Below are 24,899 nucleotides of genomic sequence, written 5' to 3'. Positions count from 1 at the left end.
ATATTTTCCTCTATTTTTTACTTTCTTTATAAGTTAAAACGGGATTTGCCTTTCCTAAAACAACATCTTTTGTAACAATACATTTTTCAACATTTTTTTCAGAAGGTAATGTAAACATAGTATCTAAAAGAGCGCTTTCTATAACAGCACGTAAACCTCTTGCTCCTGTTTTTCTTTCAAGAGCTATCTTTGCTATTTCTTTAATTGCATCTTTTTCAAACTCAAGTTCAATATTATCCATAGATAAAAGTTCTTTATATTGTTTAATTAAAGCATTTTTTGGTTCTTCTAAAATTCTAATTAAAGAATTTTCATTTAAACTTTCTAAAGTTACAATCATTGGAATTCTACCAACAAATTCAGGTATCAAACCATATTTTAGTAAATCTTCAGGTCTTAAATTCTTAATTATTTCAGAAAAATCATCAAGTTTATCCGTTTTAACATCTGCGCCAAATCCCATTGATTTTTTCTCAAGTCTGGCTTTTAAAATTGAATCAATACCTTGAAAAGCTCCTCCTACAATAAATAAAATATTTGTAGTATCAACTTGAATATATTGTTGATCAGGATGTTTTCTTCCTCCTTTAGGAGGAACATTTGCAACTGTTCCTTCTATAATTTTTAAAAGTGATTGTTGAACACCCTCTCCACTAACATCTCTGGTTATTGAAGGATTTTCACTTTTCCTAGTAATTTTATCAATTTCATCAATATATATTATTCCTTTTTCGGCTCTTTCTATATCATAATCTGCTGCCTGAACTAATTTCAAAATTATATTCTCAACATCTTCTCCTACATATCCAGCTTCTGTTAAAGTTGTCGCATCTGCAATTGCAAATGGAACATCTAAAACTTTTGCAAGAGTTTGAGCCAAAAGAGTCTTACCGCTTCCTGTAGGTCCAACAAGTAAGATATTGGACTTTTGAATTTCTACTTCACTCTCAACATCTCTATTAATTCTCTTATAGTGATTATATACAGCAACACTCAATGCTTTTTTTGCATTGTCCTGTTGTATAATATATTCGTCTAAAATTTTCTTGATTTCTACCGGAGTTGGTAATTTTTCTAAACTTTCTTTTTTCTTTGTTCTTTCTTGGTATTCAAGCATAGAATGGCAAATTTCAATACATTCATTGCATATATTGGCATTAATTCCGCTTACTATTTGATCTACTTCTTCAACCTCTTTTCCACAAAAAGAACATCTAGTAATCTTTTTTTCCAAAATTTACTCCTTAATTTTCAATTACTTCATCAATTATTCCATATTCTTTTGCTTCATGAGCAGTCATATAGAAATCTCTATCTGTATCTTTTTCAATTTTTTTAAGTGATTGTCCCGTTCTCTTTGCCAAAATTTCATTTAGAGTAGCTCTAACTTGTAAAATCTTTTGAGCTTGAATTCTAATATCTTCAGCTTGCCCTTGTGCTCCTCCTAATGGTTGGTGAATCATAATATCAGCATTAGGCAGTGCAAATCTCTTTCCCTTTGCACCTGATGTCAATAAAAATGCTCCCATACTTGCAGCACGACCAATACAAATAGTACTTACATCAGGTTTAATATATTGCATTGTATCATAAATTGCAAGTCCTGCACTAACTGATCCTCCTGGACTATTTATATAAATTTGAATATCTTTTTTGGGATCTTCTGATTCTAAAAACAAAAGTTGTGCAACAATCAAATCAGCCATTTGATCATTAACTTCTCCACTTAAAAATATAATTCTCTCTTTTAAAAGTCTTGAATATATATCATAAGACCTTTCTCCTCTATTAGTTTGTTCAACTACCATTGGTATAAGTGCCATAATTACCTCCTAATAAAAAATATAGCTTAACATAATGCAAGCTATATTTTAACTAATTATTCTTCAACAGTTTCTTTTTTAGGTTCTTGGAATTTAACAAGACTTACCAAATGATCAACCGCTTTTCTTCTAATTAAACTTGCAGTAATTCCTTCTAGACCTTCTCCTGATTTTAATTCCTTCTTAAATCCTTCAAAATCTTTTACTTTCATATTCTTTCCAAATTCATCAATTTCTTTATCAATTTCTTCTTCAGATACTTCAATATTTTCTAATTTTGCAAAAGCGTCAATAACAAGTTCTGCATTAGCTCTCTTAGTAGCTTCAGGTTTTAATTGTTCTCTAACTGCTTCTTCAGTAGTATTTAACATTTTGAAATAGTTATCTAATTCCATATTGTATTGTCTAATTCTACCGGCAAAATCTCTAAAAGCTTTATCAACTTCTTCATTTACCATAGATTCCGGAGCTTCTACATTTGAACTTTCAATAAGAGCATCAATTGCATTATTTTGTTTTTGAACTAATGCATTTCTTTCTGCTGATTCAATAAGATTCTTTTTAATGTCTGCTCTGTATTCTTCCAATGTATCAAATTCTGAAACATCTTGGGCAAACTCGTCATCTAATTCAGGAAGTTGTTTTTCTTTAATAGAATTTATTTTAACTTTGAAAAGTGCTTCTTTTCCTTTTAATTCTTCTGAATGATATTCTTCAGGGAAAATAACATTGACATCAACATTATCTCCAATATTCTTTCCGATTAATTGTTCTTCAAAACCTGGAATAAAAGTATGTGAACCTACTACTAAATCATAATTTTCAGATTTACCTCCTTCAAATGAAACACCTTCAACACTTCCTTCAAAGTCAATATTTACAGTATCCATATCCTTTACAGGTCTATCTTCAATTGAAACTATTCTTGCATTATTTTCACGTTCTTTATTTACTCTTTCATCAACCATTTCATCAGTTACTTCAAACTTAACATCATCAGCTACTAAATTTTTATAATCACCTAATTCAGGAACAGGTTTTAATTCTTGTTCAAACTTAATAACTATAGCTTTGTTTTTATCAAACTCTTCAATATCTATTTTTGGCATTCCACAGATATCTTTACCAATTTCTAATTCTTTTACAGATTCTTCGAATAGGTCAGGTAACAAATCATTTACTGCATCTTCAAAGAAAATTCCTTCTCCATAATTTAATTCTATGATTTTTCTTGGAGCTTTACCCTTTCTGAATCCTGGAATGTTAAATCTTGATTTCATTTTGTTATAAACTTTATTAATTGAAGCTTCAAAAGCCTCTGAACTAATTTCTGATGTAAAAACTATTTTCTTTTCATCTCTTGATACTAATTTAGTATTCATTTAATTTCCTCCTAATCGCTCTATAAAAATTATATTATTTTCTATTTACATACCCAAAAATTATAACATAAAAAAACATATATTTCAATAGATTTAATACATATTCAAAGAATTTATACCCACAAAGTGTTATAATCCTTCAAAAAAAAATGCTACTCATTATAGAGTAACATAAAAAAACTATATTCTATTTTTTAGTCTAAATTCACCTTGTTCCAATCTGAATATGTTGTAGTGTTTTTAGTTTTAAATTGACCTTTATATCCACTATACTCTATTTTCCAAATTATATTTTTTAAATAAAATGTATTTTTATCAAATACTGCTTCAAATGTCATATCAACTTCTTTTTCTGAAACATTATGAAGAGCTAATTTATATTCTGATTTTAACAAATTAAAAACTTTTAAACTTTTATTGTCATTTTTTAATTTTAAATGGTATTCAGTATCCATTTCTTCCAATTTTAAATCTTTTTCTTCAATAGAATAAATACCATCTAACAATTTAAAATAGTTTGGATATATATTATAATTGACGTTATTTTCTTCTTTTCTATTTTCCTCACCATTTACTTTTTTTGTTATAATCATTGTTTTGTTTTCATCACCAACAAATTCGGCATCATAATTATTTTGTTCATAATTTGAATTTCCACTATATCTGATAGATGCCTTACCTTTAGTGATTTCCTTAGTACTTTTATCATTAATCAATTCAGCCTTCATAGTTTGAATCATTACAGTTCCCCTATTTTCACTATTTATTTCATTAACCAATATATATGACTGAATAGTATTATTTGCTTCTTTTATTTTTTCAAATATATCACCAACATCTTTTTCATCTGAACAAGCTGTAAAAGAAAATAATATAAATAATAATACCATTACAAAAAATTTTTTATTTTTAAACATTATATAACACCCCAAAAATATTTCTATTATTCCAATACACATTTTAATAAATTCTATTAAAAGTTTTAACTAGAATAAGAACCCCACCCTTCCACGATGCTTCGCATCGGATGGGTTCCCGGGAACCTTGTTGTTTCACAATAAAAAATCGGAAAAAACTCCAACTATTTAAATTCTATAAACTATTTTGTTCCAAACAATCTGTCTCCTGCATCTCCAAGTCCTGGAATAATATAGCTATGTTCATTTAATTTTTCATCTAATGCAGCTACAAAAATATCTACATCAGGATGATTTTTTTGAACAGCCTTAACCCCTTCAGGAGCCGCAATTATACAAACCAATTTAATATTTTTACAACCCTTTTGTTTTAAAAGTTTAATTGCATCAGATGCTGAACCACCAGTAGCAAGCATTGGGTCAAGAACTAAAAAGTCTCTTTCTTCTGCATCTACAGGTAGTTTACAATAATATTCAACAGGTTGTAAAGTTTCCGGATCACGATATAATCCAATATGTCCAACTTTTGCAGCAGGAAGAATATTTAACATTCCTTCAACCATTCCAAGTCCCGCTCTTAGGATAGGAACTACTCCCAACTTTTTACCTGATAATCTCTTAACCTTTGTCTTTTGTAAAGGTGTTTCAATTTCTACTTCATCAGTTTTTAAATCTCTTGTAACTTCATAAGCCATAAGCATAGAAATTTCATTTACCAAAGCTCTAAAATCTTTCCCACCGGTATTTTTATCTCTTAAATATCCCAACTTATGTGAAATTACCGGATGATCGAATACTGTTAATTTTGACATATTATTACCTCCTACAATTATGCAAAAACTTTTATTATATTAACTTAATTTTTACTATTATACAAAATTTTTTTAAATTAGTAAAGTCTGTTAATTATATTGATAAAATATTTTTAATATTTTTACACAAAAATTTTTATTAAAAATATTGAAATGTTTTTATTTTTATGTTATACTATTTCAGTAATTAAATTTGCCGGCGTGTCGGAACTGGCAGACGAGACAGACTCAAAATCTGTTATCCACAAGGGTGTGTGGGTTCGAGTCCCACTGCCGGCACCATTTCAAAAACTAACTTTTGTTAGTTTTTTTTATTGTGAAACAACAAGGTTCCCGGGAACCCACCCGATGCGAAGCATCGTGGAAGGGTGGGGTTCTTATTGCAAAAAAGGTATGAATTAACATACCTTTTTCTTTATTTTACATTATTCATTTTTTCTCTACATACTTTTTCAATTAAATCTAATTTATCAACACTCTCTTGTTCAGTTTTTCCTATTGTATAAATATATAATTTAATCTTAGGTTCTGTTCCTGACGGTCTTAAAGCATACCAAGAGCCATCATTCAAGTAATATTTTAGACAATTTTGTTTTGGAAAATCCAAATATCCATCTTTAAAATCAATGATTTCTTTTAAAGAAATATCTCCCATTTCTTCAATAGGATTTTCTCTAAAGTCTTCCATCATTCTTCCAATTCTTTGTTGTCCTTCAATTCCTTCAAGTTCAAGAGAAATTTGTCTTTCATTATAATATCCAAATTCTTCATAGATATCATTTAAAACTTCTAATAGACTCTTTCCTTGTTTTTTATAGTATGCAGCCATTTCTACAACCATCATTGAAGCTCCGACAGCATCTTTATCTCTTATAAATGTACCATAGCAAAAACCAATACTTTCTTCATATCCGAAAACATAATTTTTTTCTTTAGTTACATCATATTCATTTGTCTTACCACAAATATTTTTAAAACCTGTTAATGTTTCAACTGTTTCTATTCCATATTTTTTAGCTATTGCTCTGGATAAATCTCCTGTTACAATAGATTTTACTAAAACAGGATTTTCAGGTAAATTATTAAGTGCATATCTTTGTGAGAAAATGTAATATGATAATAACGCTCCTATTCTGTTACCATTTAAAAATACATATTCTCCATTTTTATCTTTTACTTCAAGAGCAACTCTATCACAATCAGGATCTGTTGCAATTAAAATATCAGCTCCAACTTCTTTACCTAATTTTTCAGAATAAAGAAAGGCTTTAGGAACTTCAGGATTAGGATATCCAACAGTTGTAAATTCAGGATCAGGCAATTCTTGTTCTTTTACAACAAAAATATTTTCAAATCCTCTTCTTTTTAAAACTTCTCTAACAGGTAAATTTCCAACACCATTTAGAGGCGTATAAACCACTTTAATATCTTTATCTATATTTTCATCATTTATAGTTAAATTTAAAACTTCTTTTTTGTAATCTTCATCTACTGAATCATCAATATATTTAGCAATTCCACTCTTTATAGCATCTTCAAAAGGAATTAATTTAACATCTTCAAACTTTTCAATTTTATCCATATGAGCTGAAATTTGATTTGCTATATCATCAAGAATTTGTGATCCCTCTTTCCAATACGCTTTATATCCATTATATGCTTGTGGATTATGACTAGCAGTAACCATTACTCCCGCTATACAATTTAATTTTCTAATCGCATAAGAACACATTGGAGTAGGTCTAATTCCCTTATATATATATGATTTAATTCCATTTCCAGCCATTATTGAACAAGTAAGTTCTGCAAATTCTTTAGAGCCATATCTTACATCATAACTTAAGGCAACTCCTCTTTCAATAGCTTCTTGTCCATGATCAATAATAGTATTTGCAAGAGCTTGTGCAGCCTTTGAAACCATATATTTATTCATTCTATTTGTTCCGGCACCTAGTTTTCCACGAAGCCCTGCTGTACCAAATTCTAAAACTTTATAAAATCTATCTTTAATTTCTTCTTCATTATCTTTTATTGAAAGTAAATCTTTTCTTGTATTTTCATCAAAAAACTCATTATTTAACCATTCTTCATAAACTTTTTTATAATCTATCATAAAGTCCTCCTAAATATATATTCTACTATATTTTACATCAAAAGGTATTTTATTTCAACAGTTTCAAACTAAAGCAAAATTTAAAATAGATGTTTGTAACTTAAAAATTATGGTATAATTAATTAGTATGATTAAAAAATAATATGAGGTGATTAAATGAGATTTATTTCTTGGAATGTAAACGGACTTAGAGCTTGTATCAAAAAAGGATTTTTAGATTATTTTAATGAAATTAATGCAGATTTTTTCTGTTTACAAGAAATTAAGATGAGTGAAGGTCAACTTGATTTAGAACTTGAAGGCTATGAAACTTTTTATAATTATGCACAAAGAAAGGGATATAGCGGAACTGCTATTTTTACAAAATTTAAACCTTTGAGTGTAAAATATGGAATGGGAATGGAAGAACATGACAACGAAGGAAGACTTATAACTTTAGAATATGACGATTTCTTCTTAGTAACTTGTTATACACCAAACTCAAAACAAGAACTTTTAAGACTTGACTATAGAATGGTTTGGGAAGATGCTTTTAGAAATTACTTACTTGATTTAAATAAAACAAAATCAGTAATAGTTTGTGGCGACTTAAATGTTGCTCATAAAGAAATTGACTTAAAAAATCCGAAGACAAATAGAAAAAATGCAGGATTTACGGATGAAGAAAGAGAAAAGATGTCCATTCTTTTAGATAGCGGTTTTACAGACACTTTTAGATATTTCTACCCTGATAAAGAAAATGAATATAGTTGGTGGAGTTATTTTGGAAAATCAAGAGAAAGAAATACAGGTTGGAGAATTGACTATTTCTTAACTTCAAAAGATATGGACGATAGACTTGTTGATGCACAAATTCATCAAAGTATTTTAGGAAGCGACCACTGCCCTGTTTATTTGGAAATAAAATAGCTTACTTTTAAAAGATATATTTTTATTTAAATGTATCTTTTTTATGCCTATTTTTAACATAAAAAGACTATTACATCAATTGCAATAGTCTTTAATTCTACTCTACGATTTTTAATTTTATATTGTTTTTATCCTCGATTTCAATATAATTATTTTCTTTTACATAATCAATTAAAACTTCAGCAATATCTCTCGTATCTTCTTTAAGAGTTTTAAGTTCTGGGAAAACTGAAAAATTTCCTCCACCAGTCGCTCTATAATTATTTAATACAAGTTTATATTTTTTATCTAAAATCAACTCTTCTCCATCAACTTTTACATCTGTTATATAATTTTTACCACTTTTTGAAATGTTCATTGTATATTCTATTCCATCAAGCATATCATAATTATACATCTCTCTTTTTGGATACAAAAACTTTGGATTAATGTCAATTTTATTATCCTTAACTATCCAATAAGTTGAAAGCTGTGTTAAATAATCTAAAATATTTTGCCCACTCATTTCTTTTAAAACTAATGTATTTGGAAATGGATAATTTAAAATTATATCTCTATATCTTAACTTTTTACCAAAACCGGGCATAACTTCAAAAAGACAACAAGAAGAAATATCCGCTCCCATTGTTTCTTTTTGAATTTTGTTTATAAAACTTGTAATTGAATGTTTTGCCAATTGAGCAGTCTTTGTATCAGAAATATACATTTCTTTATTACAACTACCAATTTCAATATCCAACCATTTTTCCGTTTCATTTAAAACTTCTTTAAATTTTTCTTCCATTTCAAAATCAATTTCATATTCTGAAATATCTTTAAGATTAACTGAGATATCTTCATCAAATAAAATTTCCATACAAGTTGCACAGCCATCGGCACATTGTATTACAAGAGTGTCTTTTATCTTTCCTGTTAAAGTTCTATGTTGATGCCCTGTAACTAAAACATCTATTCCAGAAATTTTATCACAAATCTCATACCCTACATTTTCTCCTGTCAAGTTTTCTGTAGGATTTCCACTTTCCAAATCCCTTTCAAAACCGCCATGATAAAAAACTACTACATAATCAACCTTATCTCTAACAGCTTCAACTGAATTTTTAACAGTTTCAAAAACACTTAATATTTCCAAATTTTCTAAATTTTTAGGATTTTCCCAATGGTCAATATAGTCAGTTACAACTCCGATTAGTGCAACTTTTTTATTATCTATGTCAATAATATCTGTACTTCCAAGTTTTTTATTTTTATACTTTACATTACCGGTAATACATTTTGCATTGGTTTCTTTAACATAATTATATAAAAACTCACTACCATAGTTAAAATCGTGATTTCCTATATTTATATAATCACAATGTAAATGATTAAGAGCTTTAGCAACTATATTTTCTTTTAAATTAGCATTAGCATAAGTCACCAAAGGTGTTCCTTGATTTATATCTCCATTATCAACATAAATTACTTTCCCGTTTTTTCTTTCTTCTTTTAAAAAAGTGGAAAATCTTGAAAGTCCTTTATTTGCTATATCAGAGTTTACAAAATTATATGCTAGTAAATTACCATGAACATCAGTGGTAGATAAAATTTTAAAAGCCATTAATATCCCCTCGCTAATTTTCTTCTTACATTGTTTGAAAATACCTCTATAATTAAAACTAAAATAATTATTCCAACTAAAATTGAGCCAACTTCATTCCAACGATAATTGTTCATTGCAAAAATAAGTGGTGCTCCGATTCCGCCTGCTCCTACAAGTCCAAGAACAGATGCATCTCTTAAATTCATATCAAATCTATAAATAACAATAGAAATTAATTTTGAATAAATTTGTGGTAAAATTCCATATCTTATTTGCTCAATTTTTGTACAACCAATCGCTGAAAGAGATTCGATAATACCAAAATCTAAATCTTCTATAACATCTATATATAATTTAGTAACCATTCCTATTGAAACAACTGACATTGTAAATACACCAGCCAACGCTCCAGGGCCTGTAACACCTATAAACATAAGTCCATAAATAAAAGCCGGAACAGTTCTAACACACATTGTAAAAAATCTTCCAATTACAGCCACATATTTTGAAACAATTTTCTTTGCAGAAATAAATGCAAAAGGAATAGAAATAATTGCTCCAATTATTGTACCTAAAAATGCAATACACATTGTTTCAAAAAGCAAATAAATTACACCTTTACTATCGAATCTAAAAAGGAATTCCAAATCAGGATGTAATATACCATTTATAATATTTTTAGCAATTGTCATTGAGTCTTTTACATCATCACCTTTTTTAATAGACATTGATGACCAAACTAAAAGTCCTAAAACTATAACAATAACAGCTATGATATAAGTATAAGATTTTGGCTCTTTTTTTAATTTTTCTTCTACTTTTGAATTCATCATTTCCATTACTCCAACCTTCCTCTAAAATGTTCACTTATAATTTCTATTACAAAAACAGTTAAAAGTAATAAAAATACTATAGTACCAACTTTTGAATATTCTCTCCAACCGAGTTTTTCATTCAAAATCATACCAATACCACCTGCACCAACATAACCTAAAATTGCTGCATATCTAACATTACCTTCAAAGTTGAATAGTGCTGTTGAAATATATGAAGGTAAAACAACCGGTAATATAGCATATCTAAAAGCATAGAATTTAGTAAATCCCATAGATTCCATACATTCAAAAGCACCCATATCAACAGTTTCAATTGACTCATACAATAATTTTCCAACATAAGATAATGAAAAAATAAAGATTGCAACAGTTCCTGCAAAAGTACCAAGACCCCATATATAAGTAGCTATTAAAGCACAAACAAGAGATGGTAGAGTTCTTAAAATACTTAAAAACAATTTAAAAAATCCATTTACAAATTTATTTTTAGTTATATTGCTGGAAGCTAATATAGCAACCGGTAATGAAACTAGTGCTCCTAAAAACGAACCCATTAATGACATTTTTATAGTGTCAAAAAGTGGAGTTAAAACATCTTTTGAATAACTAAAATCAGGCGGAATCATACCTTTTAAAATATTAAAAAAGTTTCCAAAATTATTAAAAACTTCAAAATTAAATCCTGTAACCTTTATTGAAATATACATCAATAAAATTACAATGATTGTAATTAAAGGAGTTTTTGAACGTGGTCTAAAAACCACTTTTCCATTGTCTAAAGTTATCTTTTCTTTTGGAAATACAGTATCAAATATATTTTTCATATTATTCTCCAGTTACAAATAAATCTTTTTGGTAAATTTTATCTAAAATTTCCTTTGTAATATCACTTGATTTTCCATCATAAACAATTCTACCTTTGTTTATACCGATAACTCTATCACAATATTTTAAAGCTAAATCAACATCGTGAATATTTATTAAAATAGTAATTTTATTTTCTTTATTGATTTTTCTAAAATCTTCCATAACTTGATTTGAAGTTACAGGGTCAAGAGCGGCAACAGGTTCATCTGCTAAAATTATTTGTGGATTTTGACCTAAAGCTCTTGCCAATGCAACTCTTTGTTGCTGTCCCCCTGAAAGTTGGTCAACTCTTACATACGCCTTTTCCAACATATCTACTTTATCAAGAGCTTCTAAAGATTTAATCTTACATTCCTTTGGAAATATTCCAAAAAATTTTCTAAAACCTGTTAAATCCGGAACAAATGCAGTTAAAACATTTTTTATAACTGTAGTTCTAGTAACTAAGTTAAAAGATTGAAAAATCATACCAATTTTTCTTCTAAATTTTCTAATATCTGATCCACTTAATTTTTTTACATCGACATCATTTACAATTAATTCTCCTGAAGTAATTTCATGCATCTTATTGACACATCTTATTAATGTAGATTTTCCGGAACCGGAAAGTCCTATAATAGCTACAAACTCTCCCTGTTCAATTTGTAAATCTATATCAATTAATCCCTTTGTTCCATTAGGATAAACTTTGCTAACTTTTTTAAATTCTATCATTCTTTTCTCCATATATTTTGTTAAAAAAGGAGAGATTTCTCTCTCCCTAATTCTCACACAATTTAATTAATTCATCATTATTTTAATTTTTTTACAATTTCTTGAGCTTTTGCTTCGTTATCATAATCAGCATCTTTTGCCGGTTGATAACCTTCATGACTATAAACTGATATAACTTTCTTACCTTCTTCAGTTTTAGCAATTTCAATCAATGCTTTTTCTAAAGCTTTTTTGAATTCAGGTGTTACATTTTTAGACTTCTTAGAAACACTTACAGTATCATTATAAATAGGAGCAGTTACACCTATAAGATTTGTTTCTTCCCAAATAGATGCTTTTCTTCCGTAATTTTCAGTCCATTTCTTTTCTTGATCAAGTCTTGCATCAGCATATGTACAAAGTACATCAACTTGTCCTGAAGCAAGTCTTGCAAATGCAGAGCCGTAAGAATCACTTAAAATTGCATTATTTCCTAAATCTTTAATAGTTTTTCCAAAAGTTTCATTTAACCAAAGAGTTGGATAAATATATCCAGCAGGAGAAGTTGGATTCATAACACTCCATTTTAAATCTTTAACATCATCCCATGTTAATTTTTCTCCTGCATTTACTTTTTTAGCTATTGCTTGTCCTTTTTCAGAAGGTCCGGCAATCATTAATGCTCTATAAGAAGTAACTTGTTCATCAGTTTTCTTTGTTGGTTTTTGGTCATTCCAAACTTTAGCAGAATCATCATTTATAGAAAGACCTTTTCTAGTAGCAGTTAAAAGAACTTCTGCTCCATCTCTATATAAAACATAAGTTCCAGCTGGAATAAATCCAACATCTAAAGTTCCGGCATTAAGACCTTCACCTACAGCTTCAAAACTTGTTCCAACTGTTATATCAACATTTTTAACATCAAAGCCTTCTTTAGCCAATTGTTCCTTTAATAATTTTTTTAAAGGTTCAGTTGCAGTAACTATTTCTGATGGTTCTCTTGAAGGTACAAAACCAATTGTAAGTTTTTCAATAGTAGTTTTTCCATCAGCAGATTTTTTTTCTTCTTTTTTAGAGCCACAGCCCACAAGAAGTCCGGCACTTAAAACAAGTGCCAAAGATGAAATTAAAATTCTTTTAAATATTTTCATAATTCCCCCTATATATTAGTGAAACATAAATTGTATGATTTGCCCTTATATTATATCATTTTGAATAAGCGTTTACAATTAGAAATATGACTTTTTTTCAAGTTTTTTAATATTTTTTTATACTTGAATTATATTAATAAATTTTCTAAATTTTAATAACAAAAAAGCGAGTCACCCAAACTCGCTTAATTTAGAACATTAGAATACTCCACATAGACAAACAGCCCAAACAAAATTACAATTTGCCTTTTTAAGTTCTTTATAACATTCATCAATTGTTGCACCACTTGTGTGTATATCATCTAATAGCAAAATATTTTTTCCACTTAAATCACAATCAACTAAAAAGGAATTTTGTAAATTTACACTTCTTTCTTCAAGGGATAAAAAATGTTGTGATTTTGTATTTTTTATCTTACGAAGATTATCAAATAATGGTATATTAGAATACTTTGAAATTTCCTCTGCAAGAAGTTTTGAATGATTATATCCTCTGAGTTTCATCTTCTTTTTACTTGAAGGAACATAAGCAATAAAATCCATCTTTTCAAGCAAAGATTTATCCAAATTTTCATATATCAACTTTCCAAAAGGATTTTTTAAATACACTCCATTTTCAAACTTAAATTCCTTAATTTTTATCTTTAGTATTCCAGAATAATAGAATAAAATATCTTTTTTAAAATATTCTTCTCCATAATCATTAAAAATTTCCTTGTCATATTTTCTTATTTTGGATATACAATCCTCACACAAATAAAAATCTTTTACAATATTATCTTTACAGAAAAAACAATAATCTTCATTAAAAAAGAAACTTTTTAAAAATTTTTTTATCATTACAACAATTCCTCAACAAGACCGTAAAAATGTTTAATTCTATTTTCCAAATTTGAATATCTGCTATTTATAGTGTTATTTCTAATCATATTGTTCATAACATTCTTATCTCCAACTAGTACAATATTTTCCTTAGCTCTTGTAATTGCAGTATATAATAAATTTCTAGTTTGAAGTAGTTTATATCCATCAAACATTGGAATGATAACAGATTTAAACTCAGAACCTTGAGACTTATGAATAGTTATTGCATAAGCTAATTCCAAATTATCCAAATCTTCTAAAGTATAATCTATAAGCCTTTTATCATCCATTTCAACAGTCAATTTCTTACTTGATTTATCAATAAAAATAATATGTCCCATATCTCCATTATATACTCCAAAATTTTCTTCGCCATCAGAATCAACAAAAGAAAGATTATAATTGTTTTTAGTTTGCATAACTTTATCATTTACACGAAAAAGTTTATTACCAACTAATATTTCATCAGTTTCTTCATTTTTTGGATTTAAAATATCTTGTAACAATCTATTTAATTCAAAAACCCCACAAATTCCTTTTCTACTTTGAGTAAGAATTTGAATATCTCTAGAAAAATCATAGCCATAGGCTTTCGGAAGTCTTTTACTAATCAAATCAACTACAACATTTCTGGTAATTGCAGGAGTTTCAGTTTTTAAAAAGAAAAAATCACTATTTTTTTCATTTAAAATCGGCTCTTGCCCATTATTAATTTTATGAGCATTAACAATTATATTACTATTTTCAGATTGTCTAAAAATATCAACAAGTTTTGTATATTTTATCTTTTCAGAATTTATTAAATCACTTAAAACATTTCCCGCTCCAACACTTGGTAACTGATCAACATCCCCAACAATGATTAATCTCGTATTGTCCTTTGTTCCTCTTAACAATTTCTCAAAAAGGACCACATCAACCATACTCATCTCATCAATTATAATTAAATCTGTTTCTAAAGGATTATCTTCATTATATTCAAAATGTCCAATATCATCATAACTACTTGGAATATATCCTAACATTCTGTGAATAGTTTTAGCTTCTATTCCGGTAGTTTCTTCAATTCTTTTTGCAGCTCTACCTGTTGGAGCACAAAGAGAAATATTATATCCATTGTCTAAATATATCTTAGCAATTGTATTTATTATTGTGGTTTTACCAGTACCCGGTCCACCTGTTATAATTGATATATTTTCTTTAAAACAGGATTTTATTGCATCTATTTGAATTCCTGACAATTTTATAGACAAACTTTTAATTGCTTCCTTTATTTCCTTTTCAATGTCAAATAAAATTTTGAAATCTTCATTTAATGCCATTTTTGCAAGTTTACTTGCAATATAGCTTTCAGAAATATATAAATAATCCAAATAAATATTTGATTCTTCAAATGAATTGTCTATAACAACTTCTGAAGATAAAAGTAAATTCATATATACAGGCTCTATAAGTTCTTTTTCCACTTTTATAAGTTTAGAAACTTCATCAGTAAGTTTTTCTTTTGGATAATAAACATGTCCAAAATTTATAGCTTTTTGATTTAGTACATATAGAATTGCAGACTCAATTCTATAAGGGCTATTTTTATCTAAATTATTCTTTAAAGCTATTTCATCTGCTTTTAAAAAGCCAATCCCCTTTACATTTTTTATCAGCTTATACGGATTTTCATTAATAATTTCTAAAGTATCTTCTCTAAAGATGTTATAAATTTTTTTTGATAAACTTAAACTTATCCCAAGTCCGCTAAGATGAAATAATATATTTTTGCTAAATCTTAATTCCTCAACTGATTTTTTTATTTTTTCGATACTTTTCTTTCCGATTCCTTTAACTTCTATCAATCTGTCAGTTTCATCAAAAACTATATCTAAACTTTTTTTCCCAAATTTTTCAACAATATAACTTGCATTTTTAGACCCAATTGTAGAAATAATCCCACTAGAAAGATATCTTTCAATTTCTATAATAGAACTAGGCAATTTTTTTTGATAGGAAGTTACATTAAGCTGTTCCCCATATTTGTTATCGTATGTAAACTCCCCTTCAACTTCTAAACTTTCTCCGACATTAACAGAATCAAAAATTCCTACAATTTTGATTTCACCATCACTTGTATTTAAGTCAAAAACAGAATATCCATTTTCCTCATTTACATATCTGACCTTTATAACTTCTCCTGTTAATTTCATAACTTCTCCTGTATATAAATTTAGGAAACTATAACTAGTTTCCTAAAAAATTAATCTTCTATTCTTTCAATATTTGCACCTAATGATTTCATTTTGCCTACAAAATCATTATAACCTCTATCTATATGATAAATATTTCCTATTGTTGTTGTACCTTCTGCAACAAGACCTGCTAAAACAAGGGCAGCTCCTGCTCTTAAATCAGTAGCATTAACTTCTGCACCGACAAGTTTTCTAACCCCTGCAATTCTAGCTTCTTTTCCACTTGTTGCAATAATAGCACCCATTTTATTAAGCTCATCAACGTGCATAAATCTATTTTCAAAAACAGTTTCTGTAACTTTTGCCTGATCTTCACAAACACATAGATAAGCCATAAATTGAGCTTGAACATCTGTTGGAAAACCCGGATAAGGTAAAGTTTTAATATCTGTACCCTTAATCTTATCGCTTCCCTTTACAAAAATTGAATCTTCATCTTCATTTACAACAACATAAGCTCCTGTTTCTTTCAACTTTGCTATAACAGGTTTGATATGATTTGAAATACAATTTTGAACTACAACTTTTCCACCGGTAATTGCAGCAGCTAACATAAAAGTAGCAGCTTCTATTCTATCAGGAATAATTGTATGAACCGTACCACCTAATTTTTCAACTCCTATAATTCTTATAGTGGAAGTCCCCGCTCCTGAAATTTTGGCTCCCATTTTATTTAAGAAGTTTCCTAAATCTACAATTTCAGGTTCTCTTGCAGCATTTTCAATTATAGTTTCACCTTTAGCTAAAGTTGCAGCCATCATTATATTTTGAGTTGCACCTACTGAAGGAAAGTCCAAATAAATTGTATCTCCATAAAGTCTTTCACATCTAGCAGAAATTTTATCAGGCTCTTCTTCAATTAATGCACCTAATATTTTAAATCCTTTTAAATGCAAATCAATAGGACGAGAACCTATTGCACAACCACCCGGTAAAAACGCATCCGCTCTTCCAAATCTTGCAAGTAACGGACCCATTACCAAAAATGAAGCCCTCATCTTTTCCATTAAAGTTCTATCAGTTACAAAAGAATTTATATTACTTGAATCAATAGAAACTCTATTTTCAGATAAAAATTTTACTTTTGCACCCAAACTCTCTAAAACTTTTAAAATTATCTTAACATCTACTAAATTAGGTACATCCTCTAAAACTATAGGTTCCGTTCCCAAAAGCGAAGCAGCTATAATAGGAAGCGCCGCATTCTTTGCTCCGTCTATCTTTACTGTTCCTTCTAAAGGAGCACTCTTTTTTACTAATATCTTAGGCAAACAAATCCCTCCAAAATATTTTTTTATTAAACACATTATTTTATTTTTTAATCAATAAATTTAATTTATTATGGTAAAAATAAATTTTTTCTTATAATATATAAATTTATAAATATTATACCACATTTATAGTGTATTTTTAAACTATTTATTGTTTTTCTTAGATTTATATCTCAATTGTGAGTCTAAAATCTTCTTTCTCATTCTTAAACTCTTAGGAGTTATTTCAATATATTCATCACTTTCTATAAATTCCAACATTTCTTCCAAACTCATAATCTTTGGAGGACTAAGTTTTAAAGCATCATCAGAAGCTGAAGATCTAATATTGGTTTGTTGTTTCTTTCTACAAACATTAACTTCAATGTCAAGTCCTTTAGCATTAGAACCTACAACCATTCCTTCATAAACTTCTGCTTGAGGAGATATAAATAATGTTCCTCTCTCTTGAGCTGAATTTAATCCATAAGCTGTTGCAACTCCTGTTTCAAAACAAATTAAAGAGCCAACATTTCTCTTTGGAATTTCACCCTTAAAGGGTTCATAACCTTTAAATTCAGTATTTAGAGTTCCACTTCCTCTAGTGTCTGTTAAAAATTCTGAACGATATCCTATAAGTCCTCTAGCAGGAATATTAAATATAAGTCTTGTATATCCTGCTTGTGAAGGATTCATATTGACTAAGTCAGCTTTCCTTTGTCCCAATTTTTCTATAACAGTACCTACGAATTCTTGATCTACATCTATAGTTACAGTTTCTATTGGTTCTAATAATTTGCCATTTTGGTCTTTTTTGTATAAAACTTCGGGTTTTGAAACTTGGAATTCATAACCTTCTCTTCTCATATTTTCAATTAAAACTGAAAGATGAAGTTCTCCTCTTCCTGAAACTCTAAAGCTGTCTGTTGAAGCAGTATCCTCAACTCTTAAACTTACATCCGTTTCTAATTCTTTATAAAGTCTTGCACGAATTTGTCTACTTGTAACAAATTTTCCTTCTTTACCTGCAAAAGGAGAGTTATTAACTATAAAATTCATGGCAAGAGTTGGTTCGGAAATCTTTACAAATGGAAGAGGTGTTACATCTTCTAAAGCACAAAGAGTATCACCTATGCTAATACCTTCAACTCCTGTTACTGCAATAATATTTCCTACAGACGAACTTTCAACTTCTTTTCTGGATAAATTTTCAAATTCATATATTTTAGTAATCTTTATTTTTTTATTTATACTGCTGTCATTATAATTTACAATTACAGCATCATCTCCAAGCTTAACACTACCGCTTTCTATTTTACCAATACCTATTCTTCCTACATACTCATTATAATCAGTAGTAGAAATAAGTAATTTAAAAGGCGCATTTTCATCTCCTTTTGGTGCAGGAATATAGTCAACAATAACATCTAAAAGAGTTTTCATATCTTCAGTCTTTTTGTTAAAGTCCATAGTTGCATATCCCGATCTTGCAGATGCAAAAACAAAAGGACTTTCCAAATAATCCTCTGATGCGTCAAGTTGGATAAATAAATCTAAAACTTCATCAACAACTTCTTCACATCTAGCTTCAGGTCTATCAATTTTATTTATACAAATAATAGTTGGTAATTTAAGTTCAAAAGCCTTTCTTAAAACGAATTTAGTTTGAGGCATAGGACCTTCAAAAGCGTCAACTACAAGAATAACTCCATTTGCCATTTTTAAAACACGTTCAACTTCTCCACCAAAATCAGCATGTCCCGGTGTATCAATTACATTAATTTTTATTCCATTATAATCAATGGCAGTATTTTTTGAAAGAATTGTAATTCCTCTTTCTCTTTCTATATCATTTGAGTCCATTACTCTTTCTTTTACATCTTGATTTTCTCTAAAAACACCGCTACTTTTTAATAAACAATCTACCAAAGTAGTTTTACCATGGTCAACATGTGCTATAATCGCAACATTTCTTATATTTTCAATATTTCTCATATACTTTCCTTTCTATATTATATATCCAATGCATAACAATTAATTATAGCATATATACATCAAAAAGTAAAATTTTTGATTGATTTTATGCCTTTTTATCAAAAAAGACAATCCCATTTTGAATTGCCAATTATAAATATAAATCTTAAATTTTTATTCTAGTAAAATATTGGTCTTCATTTTCGGTAAATATGTAAGCCCCACAGTTTAGCTGAGTTTTTAAAGAGTATGGATTATTCTTATTTACACTCATATAAATTTCGTCTTCTTCAATTTCATCTTTTATAAGCTCGATTACTAATTTAAGCCCCCTAGTTGCATAGCCTCTTTTTCTATATTTTTTTATAATTCCATAACCAATATGTCCTGCACCCTCTCTTAAAGAGTCATTAAGCTTTTTTCGAACTTTAAAAAGTCCTACAATTTCATCATCATCCCACAAAAAATAATAGTTTTGAGGAACTCTATTAGGTTTTAAGTCAATTCCCTTAGATTGTTTTTCACAATTTGGAATTACCTCATTTACAAATTCTTCAAATGAAACATTATAAAATTTATTTACAAATCCATTCTCATCCTCAGGAATCGAAGTTATTGCAATATATTCTTTCTTTGCATCTTCAAAATTTATCTCTTTTAAAAATAACATATAATCACCTTAAATTTCTATAAGTTTTTTAGCATAATCATTTTTTATATTTAACTCAGCTATTTTATTTTTTATTTCTTCATATTCAAAATATAATCCTATTAAACTGTCAAGTTTATTATCGTCTCCCATATTGATTTTTTCTATTTTTCCACCATCAATTTCAACAGTATAATCTCTTTCTTCATCTAAGAAAAAAGTACATTTAGGAGATTGTCCATATATCCAGTCTTTTGTAACATATTTTTCAGATTTTATTTTATCTATATTTAAAATATCTTCTTTTGTTAATTCGTAAATTTCAAAATTCTCTTGAGTTTTTAAAATTTCATTTTTTAATTTTTCTAAAAAATCTGAAATTTCATAATCCAGTTTTGAAATTTCTTTTAAATTTGCAACACTGCTCTTTACAGATTTTGCAGATTTTGAAATAATTTTTTTGTTTTTTACATTCAAAGCATTTCTTAAATTATCTAAATTACTATCAAAAAGAATGCACCCATGATGTAAAACTCTTTTCTTTCTCATAAATTGAGAATGTCCACAAATTTTCTTTTCCAGAACTCTAAAGTCATTTCTTGGAGAAATATTAGCATTTATTTTCAAATTCAAAAGAGCTTTATACATCGGTTTTAAAAATTCCTTAAAATCCAATGCAGTATCTCCTGTAGTATTTGTTATGTAAGTATAATTTAGATTTCCAAAATCATGAACAACAGTCCCCCCACCCGAAATTCTTCTTGCAATCTTGATATTTTTTTCAAAACAGTATTTCATATTCAATTCTTCTATTAAATTTTGGTGTTTTCCAATAACTACAGATGGTTCATTTATCCAAAGCATAAAAACTTCATCTTTCTTAAATTTTTCAAAAAAGTATTCTTCCATAGCTAAATTAAAATACACATCTGTATTTTTATTTTTAATAAAAATCATAATTTCTCCTCAATTCCAAAAGTATCAAAACTATTTTATCATATTCAATAAAAAAAGGATAGAATTTCTATCCTTTTTCAATATTTATATTTATTTTATTTTTTAGGCAAATGTACACTAACTCCTTCTACATCAGCAATTGCTTCATAAATTGCTTCTGAGAAAGTTGGATGTCCAAATACCATTTTAATTGCTTCTTCAACAATAACTTCAGATTGCATTAAAACCGAAACTTCATTAATCAACTCGGATGCTCTAGGTCCAACAATATGAGCTCCTAAGATTTCTCCATATCTTGCATCTGAAATAATTTTAACCATTCCTGATGAATCTCCGTGAGCTAAAGCTCTACCATTTGCACCATAGTTAAATTTACCAACTTTTACATCATAAGATTTCTTTGCTTCTTCTTCAGTTAAACCTACACTACCAATTTCAGGATATGTGTAAATTGCCCTTGGAATAATATTGTTATTGTACTTGTCTGATTTACCTTCAACAATTTCAGATGCAACAATATCTCCCATTTTAAAAGCAGCATGAGCAAGAAGATTTTTACCATTAACATCTCCAGGAACATAAACACTCTTTAAACTTGATTGCATTTTATCATTTGCAACAACATTCCCATTTGAAACTTCAAGTTTTACATCTTTTAATGCAGTTAAATCAGCTTCTCTAGTTGTAAGTAAAATTACTTTTGCACTAGCAACTTCTTCTGAACCTGCTAATACTTTTTCTCCTGAAATTTCAGTAATTTCTTTACCAAATATAAATTTAATTCCTGATTTTTCTAAAGACTTGATTAAAATTGAAGAAACTTCTGAATCTACAACTTTAATTGCTGATTCTTTTCTTTCAACAACAGTTACTTTACTTCCAAAAGAGCTGAATATTTGAGCCATTTCAACTCCAATATAATCTGCTCCGATTATTACTAAAGATTCTGGTGCTTCTTTTAAATCTAAAGCTTCATCAGTGTCTATAACATTTGAATTTTCTGAACCTTTAATATTTTTAACACATTTAGAACCACCAGCAAAAATTACAGAACCACATACAAGTTCTTTTCCACTTTCTAAAGTAACATTTCCATTTGAATTAATATAAGCTGTTTCTTTAAACATTTCTACTGAATTGCTCTTTAATAAGAATTCAACACCAGCAGTAAGTTTCTTTACTATAGAATTTTTGAATTTTAAAGCCTTTGCAACATCAATAGTAGCATTATCATTTTCTAAAATAATTCCTCTTTTGCTTGATGATTTAATTCTTTCTATATCTTCAACATTTTGTAAATATGTTTTTGTTGGAATACATCCTCTATTTAAGCAAGTACCACCAAATTTGTTATTTTCTGCTATTGCAACTTTTGCTCCTTTTTGAGCAGCTTTAATTGCTGAATAATAACCTGCAGGGCCTCCACCAATTACAACAACATCATATTCACCGTCTTTTAATTCTTTTTTAGTTTCAGCTTTAACTTCAACAACTTTTTCTTCAGGTTGTGCTTTAACTTCTTCCTTAACTTCTTCTTTAGCTGGTGCTGAAGCAGTTTCAGGAATAACATCTCCTTCATCTCCTATATATGCAATAGTTGTTATAACCGGAACAATTTCTCCATCTTGTTTTAAAATTTTAAGCAAAGTTCCTGAAGCTTCAGCTTCAATTTCCATATTAACCTTATCAGTCATAATTTCTAGAATTATTTCTCCAGCTTCAACTTTGTCTCCCTCTTTTTTAAGCCATTTTACAATTTGACCTTCTTCCATTTCACTACCAGCTTTTGGCATTATTACTTCTGTTAACATAATTTTCTCCTCACACTAAACTAAAATTGAAATAGGATTTTCTAAATAATTTTTCAAAGTATTTAAAAACTTCGCTGCTTCCATTCCATCAACAACCCTATGATCAACAGTAATTGATAATTTCATAATAGGTCTTACAATTATTTCTCCATTAAGAACAACCGGTTTATCAACAGTTGCACTTACACCTAAAATAGCACTATTAGGTTGATTTATAATAGGAGCAAAAGAATCAATTCCAAACATTCCTAAGTTACTAATAGTAAATGTACTATCTTCTAATTCTTCTGACTCTAATTTCATTTCAACAGCTTTTTTAGTTAAGTCCTTTAATGAAATCATAAGTTCTCTTAAATTCATTTTCTCAGCATTTTTAACAACCGGAGTTAAAAGTCCATTTTCAAGACCAACAGCCATAGCAAGATTTACATATTTATGAAGTAAAATTTTAGTTCCATCTGCTGATAAACTACAATTTACATATGGATGTTTAACTAAACTCTTAACAGTAGCTAAAGAAATTATATCTGTAATAGTAAGTTTATATCCTGTTTCATCAATTAATTGTTGCATAATATTAGCTCTTAAGTTTTTAACTTCAGTCATATCAACTTCTATATTTGCAACAAAAACAGGTGCTGTGAAGTAGCTTTCGCTCATTCTCTTAGCAACAGTTCTTCTCATCATTGACATTGGAACTTCTTCAACTTCACCGTATGATTTTTTAACTTCTTGAGTTTCAACTTGTTGTTCTTCAACAGCTTTTTCTGTAGAAATTACATCTTTGTTTGCTAAGAATTCTAAAACATCTTCCTTTAAAATCTTACCATTAACTCCAGTTCCAGTTACCTTAGTTAAATCAACACCTTCAACTTCTGCAATTTTTTTCGCAAGAGAAGAAACTTTAATAATTCCAAAATTTTTAAAATTTAAAACATCTTCTTTTTGAATTCTTCCCTTAGGGCCTGTTCCTTTTAGCAATGATAAGTCGATATTATTTTGCTTAGATAAAAATCTTGCAGCAGGTGTTGCTCTTAATTTTATATCAGACATAATTTCCTCCTATCTATTAACTGCTTTTCTAATTGTATTTTTAATATCTTCAACACTTGGTACAATTACTGCCTCTAAGTTTTTAGCAGAAGGTATATTTGTGTCGGCTCCAGCAAGTCTATAAATTGGCGCATCTAAATAATCAAAAGCATCACTTTCAGCAATTCTAGCTGAAATTTCTCCACCAAATCCACCTGTTTTAAATGAATCATGGCAAAGAACAAGTCTTCCTGTTTTCTTAACAGATTCAACTATCAAGTCTTCATCTAAAGGTACTAATGTTATTGGGTCAACAACTTCTACACTAATTCCTTCAGCTTTTAATTCTTCAGCGGCCTGTAAAGCCCTTTCTAACATTCTTCCCCAAGAAACTAAAGTTACATCTTTACCTTCGACTTTAACTTCCCCTTTTCCGATTTCAACAATTTCTCCAACCTTAACTTCTCCTTTTCTTCCAAAAAGGGCTTTGGATTCAATGAAAATTACTGGATTATTATCTCTTATTGATGCTTTTAATATTCCATAAGCATCATTCACTGTTCCGGGTGCAACAACTTTTAACCCGGGAATATGACAGAACCATGATTCAAGAGCCTTGCAGTGTTGAGCAGCGGCTCCAGTACCTGAACCTGATGCACAACGATAAACAACTGGAACACTTACTTCTCCACCTAACATATATCTCATTGGAGCAGCTTCATTTACTATAGCATCCATTGCTATTGTAACAAAATCCATAAAAGTTAAATCAACGATAGGGCGCATTCCAACAGACGCTGCACCTGCGGCAGCTCCTGCTATAGCAGCTTCACTTATAGGACAATCTCTAACTCTTTCTTCTCCAAATTCTTCAAGCATTCCGACAGTAGTTCCGAAATCTCCTCCGAAAATACCAACATCTTCTCCCATTAAAAATACATTTTCATCTCTACGCATTTCTTCGGACATTGCTTCTTTTATTGCTTCACGCAAAGTCATAATTTTTATTTCACTAGCCATAATCTTCTCCTATTAAATAA

21 protein-coding genes and 1 tRNA gene are annotated in these 24,899 nt (G+C 28.7%); 2 read left to right on the top strand and 20 right to left on the bottom strand.

The window, feature by feature from the left end; all coding sequences use genetic code 11:
• Window positions 1-10: 10 nt before the first annotated feature.
• The 5 genes from clpX to upp form a co-directional block, all read right to left on the bottom strand.
• Window positions 11-1,234, bottom strand: coding sequence for an ATP-dependent Clp protease ATP-binding subunit ClpX (gene clpX, locus ACMX2D_RS01235; RefSeq protein WP_009447711.1), 1,224 nt, complete (start codon window positions 1,232-1,234; stop codon window positions 11-13).
• A gap of 10 nt (window positions 1,235-1,244) precedes the next feature.
• On the bottom strand, window positions 1,245-1,823 hold the full coding sequence (gene clpP, locus ACMX2D_RS01230; RefSeq protein ID WP_009448417.1) for an ATP-dependent Clp endopeptidase proteolytic subunit ClpP: 579 nt from the start codon (window positions 1,821-1,823) through the stop codon (window positions 1,245-1,247).
• Between the two features lie 56 nt (window positions 1,824-1,879).
• Window positions 1,880-3,205, bottom strand: coding sequence for a trigger factor (tig, locus tag ACMX2D_RS01225; protein ID WP_414972426.1), 1,326 nt, complete (start codon window positions 3,203-3,205; stop codon window positions 1,880-1,882).
• Window positions 3,206-3,399: 194 nt separating this feature from the next.
• Window positions 3,400-4,122, bottom strand: a complete 723-nt coding sequence (locus ACMX2D_RS01220; protein WP_414972425.1) for a hypothetical protein — start codon at window positions 4,120-4,122, stop codon at window positions 3,400-3,402.
• 182 nt (window positions 4,123-4,304) lie between these two features.
• A complete protein-coding gene (gene upp / locus ACMX2D_RS01215; RefSeq protein WP_041954234.1) occupies window positions 4,305-4,934 on the bottom strand; it encodes a uracil phosphoribosyltransferase in 630 nt (209 codons plus the stop codon).
• 195 nt (window positions 4,935-5,129) lie between these two features.
• Here upp and ACMX2D_RS01210 point away from each other — a divergent pair.
• Window positions 5,130-5,216 (top strand) — tRNA-Leu (locus tag ACMX2D_RS01210).
• 133 nt (window positions 5,217-5,349) lie between these two features.
• On the opposite strand, the gene ACMX2D_RS01205 is transcribed toward ACMX2D_RS01210, so the two are convergent.
• Window positions 5,350-7,044: a phospho-sugar mutase gene (locus tag ACMX2D_RS01205; RefSeq protein WP_414972702.1), complete on the bottom strand. Its 1,695-nt coding sequence runs from the start codon at window positions 7,042-7,044 to the stop codon at window positions 5,350-5,352.
• A 159-nt stretch (window positions 7,045-7,203) separates the two neighbouring features.
• Here ACMX2D_RS01205 and ACMX2D_RS01200 point away from each other — a divergent pair, with 159 nt between their 5' ends.
• Window positions 7,204-7,956 (top strand): exodeoxyribonuclease III, encoded by a 753-nt coding sequence (locus ACMX2D_RS01200; RefSeq protein WP_004833166.1) that lies wholly within the window; start codon window positions 7,204-7,206, stop codon window positions 7,954-7,956.
• 97 nt (window positions 7,957-8,053) lie between these two features.
• Here ACMX2D_RS01200 and ACMX2D_RS01195 read toward each other — a convergent pair whose 3' ends face one another.
• The 14 genes from ACMX2D_RS01195 to ACMX2D_RS01130 form a co-directional block, all read right to left on the bottom strand.
• Window positions 8,054-9,556 (bottom strand): bifunctional metallophosphatase/5'-nucleotidase, encoded by a 1,503-nt coding sequence (locus ACMX2D_RS01195; protein WP_414972424.1) that lies wholly within the window; start codon window positions 9,554-9,556, stop codon window positions 8,054-8,056.
• Window positions 9,556-10,371: a phosphonate ABC transporter, permease protein PhnE gene (gene phnE / locus ACMX2D_RS01190; RefSeq protein WP_414972422.1), complete on the bottom strand. Its 816-nt coding sequence runs from the start codon at window positions 10,369-10,371 to the stop codon at window positions 9,556-9,558. The genes ACMX2D_RS01195 and phnE (ACMX2D_RS01190) overlap by 1 nt, the downstream gene beginning before the upstream one ends.
• A gap of 5 nt (window positions 10,372-10,376) precedes the next feature.
• Complete coding sequence (phnE, locus tag ACMX2D_RS01185) at window positions 10,377-11,198, bottom strand: phosphonate ABC transporter, permease protein PhnE (protein WP_009448304.1); 822 nt, start codon at window positions 11,196-11,198, stop codon at window positions 10,377-10,379.
• Between the two features lies 1 nt (window position 11,199).
• On the bottom strand, window positions 11,200-11,955 hold the full coding sequence (gene phnC, locus ACMX2D_RS01180) for a phosphonate ABC transporter ATP-binding protein (protein ID WP_414972420.1): 756 nt from the start codon (window positions 11,953-11,955) through the stop codon (window positions 11,200-11,202).
• Between the two features lie 77 nt (window positions 11,956-12,032).
• On the bottom strand, window positions 12,033-13,085 hold the full coding sequence (locus tag ACMX2D_RS01175; protein WP_414972419.1) for a phosphate/phosphite/phosphonate ABC transporter substrate-binding protein: 1,053 nt from the start codon (window positions 13,083-13,085) through the stop codon (window positions 12,033-12,035).
• A gap of 198 nt (window positions 13,086-13,283) precedes the next feature.
• A complete protein-coding gene (locus ACMX2D_RS01170; RefSeq protein ID WP_414972418.1) occupies window positions 13,284-13,925 on the bottom strand; it encodes a ComF family protein in 642 nt (213 codons plus the stop codon).
• The gene (gene recD2, locus ACMX2D_RS01165; RefSeq protein WP_414972417.1) at window positions 13,925-16,144 is read right to left on the bottom strand and encodes an SF1B family DNA helicase RecD2; all 2,220 of its coding nucleotides are present in this window, start codon (window positions 16,142-16,144) and stop codon (window positions 13,925-13,927) included. Before recD2 ends, ACMX2D_RS01170 begins: the two co-directional genes overlap by 1 nt.
• 50 nt (window positions 16,145-16,194) lie before the next feature.
• Window positions 16,195-17,457: a UDP-N-acetylglucosamine 1-carboxyvinyltransferase gene (gene murA / locus ACMX2D_RS01160; protein WP_009448140.1), complete on the bottom strand. Its 1,263-nt coding sequence runs from the start codon at window positions 17,455-17,457 to the stop codon at window positions 16,195-16,197.
• A 144-nt stretch (window positions 17,458-17,601) separates the two neighbouring features.
• Complete coding sequence (typA, locus tag ACMX2D_RS01155; protein ID WP_414972415.1) at window positions 17,602-19,431, bottom strand: translational GTPase TypA; 1,830 nt, start codon at window positions 19,429-19,431, stop codon at window positions 17,602-17,604.
• A gap of 145 nt (window positions 19,432-19,576) precedes the next feature.
• The gene (locus ACMX2D_RS01150; protein WP_414972414.1) at window positions 19,577-20,080 is read right to left on the bottom strand and encodes a GNAT family N-acetyltransferase; all 504 of its coding nucleotides are present in this window, start codon (window positions 20,078-20,080) and stop codon (window positions 19,577-19,579) included.
• A 9-nt stretch (window positions 20,081-20,089) separates the two neighbouring features.
• The gene (gene lplA / locus ACMX2D_RS01145; RefSeq protein ID WP_414972412.1) at window positions 20,090-21,016 is read right to left on the bottom strand and encodes a lipoate--protein ligase; all 927 of its coding nucleotides are present in this window, start codon (window positions 21,014-21,016) and stop codon (window positions 20,090-20,092) included.
• Between the two features lie 95 nt (window positions 21,017-21,111).
• Complete coding sequence (gene lpdA, locus ACMX2D_RS01140; RefSeq protein ID WP_414972411.1) at window positions 21,112-22,827, bottom strand: dihydrolipoyl dehydrogenase; 1,716 nt, start codon at window positions 22,825-22,827, stop codon at window positions 21,112-21,114.
• A gap of 15 nt (window positions 22,828-22,842) precedes the next feature.
• Window positions 22,843-23,880, bottom strand: a complete 1,038-nt coding sequence (locus ACMX2D_RS01135; protein ID WP_414972410.1) for a dihydrolipoamide acetyltransferase — start codon at window positions 23,878-23,880, stop codon at window positions 22,843-22,845.
• 9 nt (window positions 23,881-23,889) lie between these two features.
• The gene (locus ACMX2D_RS01130; RefSeq protein ID WP_269720398.1) at window positions 23,890-24,879 is read right to left on the bottom strand and encodes an alpha-ketoacid dehydrogenase subunit beta; all 990 of its coding nucleotides are present in this window, start codon (window positions 24,877-24,879) and stop codon (window positions 23,890-23,892) included.
• Window positions 24,880-24,899 lie beyond the last annotated feature (20 nt).

Origin of the sequence: Parvimonas oralis (genome assembly GCF_047608425.1) — a bacterium.
GTDB lineage: Bacteria > Bacillota > Clostridia > Tissierellales > Peptoniphilaceae > Parvimonas.
Note: the sequence above shows the minus strand (reverse complement) of the source record. Positions and strands in the feature narration are given on the sequence as shown.

What these genes read in the sequence shown, in the direction of transcription:
- clpP (WP_009448417.1), bottom strand. Translation starts at nt 1,823, where the DNA reads ATGGCACTTATACCAATGGTAGTTGAACAAACTAATAGAGGAGAAAGG.
- phnE (WP_414972422.1), bottom strand. Translation starts at nt 10,371, where the DNA reads ATGATGAATTCAAAAGTAGAAGAAAAATTAAAAAAAGAGCCAAAATCT.
- recD2 (WP_414972417.1), bottom strand. Translation starts at nt 16,144, where the DNA reads ATGAAATTAACAGGAGAAGTTATAAAGGTCAGATATGTAAATGAGGAA.
- ACMX2D_RS01135 (WP_414972410.1), bottom strand. Translation starts at nt 23,880, where the DNA reads ATGTCTGATATAAAATTAAGAGCAACACCTGCTGCAAGATTTTTATCT.
- ACMX2D_RS01130 (WP_269720398.1), bottom strand. Translation starts at nt 24,879, where the DNA reads ATGGCTAGTGAAATAAAAATTATGACTTTGCGTGAAGCAATAAAAGAA.
- lplA (WP_414972412.1), bottom strand. Translation starts at nt 21,016, where the DNA reads ATGATTTTTATTAAAAATAAAAATACAGATGTGTATTTTAATTTAGCT.
- phnC (WP_414972420.1), bottom strand. Translation starts at nt 11,955, where the DNA reads ATGATAGAATTTAAAAAAGTTAGCAAAGTTTATCCTAATGGAACAAAG.
- phnE (WP_009448304.1), bottom strand. Translation starts at nt 11,198, where the DNA reads ATGAAAAATATATTTGATACTGTATTTCCAAAAGAAAAGATAACTTTA.
- ACMX2D_RS01220 (WP_414972425.1), bottom strand. Translation starts at nt 4,122, where the DNA reads ATGTTTAAAAATAAAAAATTTTTTGTAATGGTATTATTATTTATATTA.
- typA (WP_414972415.1), bottom strand. Translation starts at nt 19,431, where the DNA reads ATGAGAAATATTGAAAATATAAGAAATGTTGCGATTATAGCACATGTT.
- ACMX2D_RS01150 (WP_414972414.1), bottom strand. Translation starts at nt 20,080, where the DNA reads ATGTTATTTTTAAAAGAGATAAATTTTGAAGATGCAAAGAAAGAATAT.
- ACMX2D_RS01200 (WP_004833166.1), top strand. Translation starts at nt 7,204, where the DNA reads ATGAGATTTATTTCTTGGAATGTAAACGGACTTAGAGCTTGTATCAAA.
- upp (WP_041954234.1), bottom strand. Translation starts at nt 4,934, where the DNA reads ATGTCAAAATTAACAGTATTCGATCATCCGGTAATTTCACATAAGTTG.
- tig (WP_414972426.1), bottom strand. Translation starts at nt 3,205, where the DNA reads ATGAATACTAAATTAGTATCAAGAGATGAAAAGAAAATAGTTTTTACA.
- lpdA (WP_414972411.1), bottom strand. Translation starts at nt 22,827, where the DNA reads ATGTTAACAGAAGTAATAATGCCAAAAGCTGGTAGTGAAATGGAAGAA.
- ACMX2D_RS01195 (WP_414972424.1), bottom strand. Translation starts at nt 9,556, where the DNA reads ATGGCTTTTAAAATTTTATCTACCACTGATGTTCATGGTAATTTACTA.
- ACMX2D_RS01175 (WP_414972419.1), bottom strand. Translation starts at nt 13,085, where the DNA reads ATGAAAATATTTAAAAGAATTTTAATTTCATCTTTGGCACTTGTTTTA.
- ACMX2D_RS01170 (WP_414972418.1), bottom strand. Translation starts at nt 13,925, where the DNA reads ATGATAAAAAAATTTTTAAAAAGTTTCTTTTTTAATGAAGATTATTGT.